Source organism: Porcipelethomonas sp. (assembly GCF_051893655.1).
Lineage (GTDB): Bacteria > Bacillota > Clostridia > Oscillospirales > Ruminococcaceae > Porcipelethomonas.
On the sequence record NZ_JBJFHN010000008.1, the window covers coordinates 1 to 5,027 of the forward strand.

The 5,027-nt window shown below is 38.9% G+C and carries 5 protein-coding genes, 1 tRNA gene and 1 other RNA gene; 6 read left to right on the plus strand and 1 reads right to left on the minus strand.

All coding sequences use genetic code 11. The features are described 5' to 3' along the window. Positions 1 to 81 precede the first annotated feature (81 nt). Positions 82 to 168: transfer RNA gene (locus tag ACI4WO_RS00260), tRNA-Leu, on the minus strand. A 185-nt stretch (positions 169 to 353) separates the two neighbouring features. Here ACI4WO_RS00260 and ffs point away from each other — a divergent pair. The 6 genes from ffs to ACI4WO_RS00290 all read left to right on the plus strand — a co-directional run bounded on the left by ffs (position 354) and on the right by ACI4WO_RS00290 (position 4,746). Beyond that, an RNA gene (gene ffs, locus ACI4WO_RS00265) (signal recognition particle sRNA small type) lies at positions 354 to 452 on the plus strand. A 49-nt stretch (positions 453 to 501) separates the two neighbouring features. Further along, positions 502 to 2,067, plus strand: a complete 1,566-nt coding sequence (gene dnaX / locus ACI4WO_RS00270; protein WP_439805554.1) for a DNA polymerase III subunit gamma/tau — start codon at positions 502 to 504, stop codon at positions 2,065 to 2,067. A gap of 46 nt (positions 2,068 to 2,113) precedes the next feature. Further along, positions 2,114 to 2,458, plus strand: a complete 345-nt coding sequence (locus ACI4WO_RS00275; protein ID WP_439805555.1) for a YbaB/EbfC family nucleoid-associated protein — start codon at positions 2,114 to 2,116, stop codon at positions 2,456 to 2,458. A 3-nt stretch (positions 2,459 to 2,461) separates the two neighbouring features. Further along, positions 2,462 to 3,064, plus strand: coding sequence for a recombination mediator RecR (gene recR / locus ACI4WO_RS00280; protein ID WP_439805556.1), 603 nt, complete (start codon positions 2,462 to 2,464; stop codon positions 3,062 to 3,064). A 62-nt stretch (positions 3,065 to 3,126) separates the two neighbouring features. Continuing rightward, a complete protein-coding gene (gene deoD / locus ACI4WO_RS00285; protein WP_439805557.1) occupies positions 3,127 to 3,837 on the plus strand; it encodes a purine-nucleoside phosphorylase in 711 nt (236 codons plus the stop codon). A gap of 258 nt (positions 3,838 to 4,095) precedes the next feature. Then, complete coding sequence (locus ACI4WO_RS00290; RefSeq protein ID WP_439805558.1) at positions 4,096 to 4,746, plus strand: hypothetical protein; 651 nt, start codon at positions 4,096 to 4,098, stop codon at positions 4,744 to 4,746. Positions 4,747 to 5,027: the final 281 nt, after the last annotated feature.

Consider the following 5,027-nt stretch of genomic DNA (forward strand, 5'->3'; position numbering starts at 1 on the left):
AAATAAATAATAACCGGTCGTGCAACAAAAAAACGGACTCCATAAAATGAAGTCCGTTTAGTCCTGCCGGGGTCACCCGGCTGGTGCGGATAAGAGGACTTGAACCTCCACCCCCTTGCGAGGACCAGCACCTGAAGCTGGCGCGTCTGCCGATTCCGCCATATCCGCATATTTGAATTGATTACCATAATATTATATCACTACTTTTACCTTGTGTCAAGTACTTTTTTGAAAAAAGTGTGCTTTTTCAGAAAATATAAAAAAATATCGTAAACCACTTGAAATTTTCTGAATAATATGTTATAATTTAAAGGCTAACAATCAGGAATTAGTGTTTATTCCGGAATATAGGTGTGCGGGCCCTGTGCAATGAGACACCGTGAACCATGTCAGGCGGGGAACCGAGCAGCATTAAGCGGATCGTTTTGTGTGCCGCAGCAAGCCTGCACACCTATGCTCCGGAATTTTTTATTTATAAAATAACGTTTTGTTTCTCCGGAGGTGACCGTTATTTATACAGCATTATACAGAAAGTGGCGGCCGCTTTCCTTTGATGACGTTATTTCTCAGCCGCATATAACTACAACGCTGAAAAATCAGATAAAAAACGGCAGGACTGCCCATGCGTATCTTTTTACCGGTTCGAGAGGCACCGGCAAAACTACCTGTGCCAGAATTTTTGCAAAAGCGGTAAACTGTCCTGAACAGCATGACGGAAATCCATGCCTTCAATGCAGTATATGCAAAGATGCTGATAATGCGGCATTATCGGACATTATTGAAATAGATGCCGCTTCAAACAACGGCGTTGATGATATCCGCGACCTCAGAGATGGTGCTGTGTATACACCTGAACGATGCAAATATAAGGTGTATATTATCGACGAAGTGCATATGCTTACTCCCAACGCCTTTAACGCTCTGCTCAAAATCATGGAAGAACCGCCGGAATATGTAAAGTTTATTCTTGCGACAACTGAGGTTCACAAGGTTCCGGCAACCATTACTTCACGTTGTCAGAGATTTGATTTCAGGCGTATTCTGACTGAAGATATAAAGGCAAGACTTTGCTATATTGCCGGCAAAGAAAATATTTCACTTGATGAAAATGCTGCCGGACTTATTGCAGGTCTTTCAGACGGCGGAATGAGAGATGCCCTGTCGCTTCTTGATCAGTGTGCAGCATATTCCGACAATATAACAATGGACACTGTTTCGGCAGCTGCCGGAATCGCAGGAAGAGAACCGCTGTTCGAGCTTATAGAAGCTGCGGCTGACAAGCAGCCGGGCAAGGCTCTGGAAATTGCTGATAAGCTTTATTCAATGTCCAAGGATATGGCAAGGCTTTGCAGCGAGCTTACTGATCAGTTCAGGAACCTTATGCTTTTAAAGGTTTGTCCGGAAAAAAGCAATCTTATTATATGTATGCCCGACGAACTGGAAAAGCTTAAATCTCTGGCTAAACGGCTGGAGCTTTCCGATATTCTTTCAAAGCTTGAGATTTTACAGGAATGCAGCGAAAAAATCGGAAAATCTGTTAACAGGCGAATTGAGCTTGAAATGTGCCTTGTAAAGCTGTGTACAGGGCAAAATAAACAGAAAACTATTGACAATAATGAAATTTATGATAAAATAAAACAGACGGATAATTTTGCTCCGGCATCCGGCGGTGCTGTTTATGACAGCAATGCGGCTGATAACCGTGAACCGGCTAAGTCGGCAGTAAATATGTCTGCACTTAAAGCCTCTGATTTCAAACCTCTTATGGAGTGGTCTGAGATACTTGAGGAATTTACAAAGGTTTGTCCCTCCGTTTCCGGAACCCTTATTGGCTCAAGGGCGTTTGTTTATCAGGATATTATGCTGATAGACACTCAGAACAGGTTTTTCCTGAAACTTTTTAAAGTAAGGGAGAATCTGGCAGTTCTTCGCAGTACTATACAGAAGGTAATGGGAAAAAGTTATACTATTAAAGCAAGATGCTCCGCTGCTGCCGAAACGGAACAGAAAGCGGAAAAGCTTGTTGAAAAGGCTATGAACAGCGGAATTGAAACCGCTGTTGAATAAATTATAAGAATAACAAGATGTTATAAAGCTAAAGGAGATTAAAATTATGAAGTCAAGAGTACCTAAAAATATCGGCGGAGCTCAGAATATGAATTCAATGATAAAACAGGCTCAGAAAATGCAGGATGAAATCACAGAACTGCAAAACGACATTGAAGCAAGAGAATTTTCAGCAACTTCAGGCGGCGGCGTTGTTGAAGTTGTCGTTACAGGTGCCAAAAACATCAAGAGCCTGACAATCAAGCCGGAAGCTGTTGATCCGAACGATGTTGAAATGCTTCAGGATCTTGTGATCAGTGCTGTAAATGAGGCTATGGCAAACGTTGAAAAGACAACTGAAGAAGAAATGAACAAGATCACAGGCGGAGTTTCACTGCCGGGATTATTCTGATAAATGGCTGACAACAATGCACTTCCGCTTGTGATTCTGGCGGAACAGTTTGCAAAACTTCCGGGAATCGGAATGAAAACTGCCCAGCGTCTGGCATATGCTGTCATGTCCATGAGCGATGAAGACGCAAAGGAATTTGCAGATGCCATCATATCTGTGAAAAAAGATGTGGGTTACTGCAAAATATGCCAGAACCTTACAGAATATGAAATCTGCCCTATATGCTCTGATCCGGACAGAAACAGTTCTGTTATATGCGTTGTGGAAACGCCAAAGGATGTTTCGGCTTTTGAGCGTACTAACGAATACGGCGGTACATATCATGTACTTCACGGACTTTTGTCCCCTATAAACGGGGTCGGTCCTGACGATATCAGAATCAAGGAACTGCTTGAAAGAGTGGGGCAAGGTGATATTCAGGAAATTATTATGGCAACAAACCCCACAGTTGAGGGTGAAGCAACAGCCATGTATATTGCAAGACTTTTAAAGCCTATGGGCGTTAAGGTAACAAGGCTTGCTTTCGGTATCCCTGTAGGCGGTCATCTTGAATATGCCGATGAGGTAACACTCTTTAAAGCACTGGAAAACAGAAGTGAAATGTAATAATAAACCGTACCGATTTTCGGTACGGTAATTGTTTATAAAAATACATGGAGGTAAAATTTATGTCTACACCCCATAACAATGCCCAAAAAGGCGAAATAGCAAAAACTGTTTTAATGCCGGGAGATCCCCTGAGAGCTGAATTTATTGCAAAAACATATCTTGAAAATCCTGTATGCTATAACAAAGTCAGAGGAATGCTGGGGTTCACCGGAAAGTATAAAGGCGTTGAAGTTTCCGTACAGGGAAGCGGTATGGGCATACCCTCAATTGGAATTTATTCCTATGAGCTTTTCAACGAATATGATGTTGATAATATTATAAGAGTGGGTACTGCCGGTGGAATTGCCGAAACTGTAAATCTTAGGGATGTTGTAATTGCTATGGGAGCATGTACAAATTCAAATTATGCCGACCAGTATAATCTTCCCGGAACTTATGCACCTACAGCATCCTATGAGCTTTTAAGCAAGGCTGTAAGTGCTGCTGAAAATCATGGCTGCAAATATCATGTGGGAAACATTTTTTCAAGCGATACCTTTTATGACGACAGCAATTCACTGGCACAGTGGCAGAAGATGAACGTTCTGGCAATCGAAATGGAATCTGCAGCTCTTTACATGAATGCTGCAAGAGCAGGAAAAAATGCTTTGTGCATACTTACAGTGTCGGATTGTCCGCTTAAAGGCTTATCAACTACACCGGAAGAAAGACAGACAAGCTTTACAGACATGATGGAAATTGCTCTCGAAACCGCAATTATGACAAAATAAGAACATTTTAAGATTATTTTAAGAATGTGAGGGTATACTTTGATTATGGATATAGAAGAATCTGTAAGATTTCTTCATCATTAATCCTTAATTCCCCCTCTATATATCTTTTATCTATCTGGGCTATGCCGACTTTTGGGCATAGCTTTTTTTTAATAATTAATTTACATTTATAACGCTTTTTATTAACATATTATGATAATATGTGGTATATAATAGTTTATGTTAGTTAACAATAATCACGAAAGGAAGTTAATTATGCGTCTAAATAAAAAATTATTAAAGTTTATTGCGGCATTACAAGCGTCAACTTTATTATTAAGTGCTTTATCATGTAATATTAGTGCTAATGAATATGACATTAATAGCATAGAAGGGTTAGAAACTATAAATGTTGATGATATTCCAAGTGATGTCACACCAATTGAATTTGAAACCGAAGAAGAGTTTGTGGAGTTCTATAATAATTATTTAAGTAATGATATTAATATTACAGACAGTGGTTCTTGTGCATTAAGTAATTCTATAATGCCATTTTCATACAGTGGTAATTATTCATCATCTTATACAACACAAAAAGAATTAATAAAAATAGGAGCTTCAATAACATCAATAAAATTAAAAACTAACTTTACATATGAAAAAGAAACTACAACTGGTCCATTGCCCGCAAATAAACCTCGTTATAAATTTAAAACAGTTAATCCAACATGCATGCTTACTGGTCTTACTGTTGGTGTAAGTATATCACAAGTTTCTACTTCATATTCACTTTCAAACTATAACTCAACATGTACATCAAATGGGACAGGAACAATTGATTATTATATAATTGTTGAAAATATTGGAAAAGTATACTCAAAGCCGTTTTCTATTACCCATACATTTAATTTGGTTAATGTAGTATGATACAGGTTGATATTTTATCACTCATATTTCTTATTATTAACACTTTACTGCTCTCTGGATTAACGATATTAGTAGTTAAGCTGATTAAATATTTGAAGAAAAAATAAATAACTATTAAAACAATCGGTTATAAAGCCGATTGTTCAGCCTGTAGAAAAATTTGATTTTCAGTAAAATTATGGGGACGCCCTAACTTGCAGGGCGTCCCCTCTTTTTCAGCTGAAAGGTATCCGCCAACCGCAGCCATACCTCCCCAAGAAGCAGTAAAGTATGATAAAATA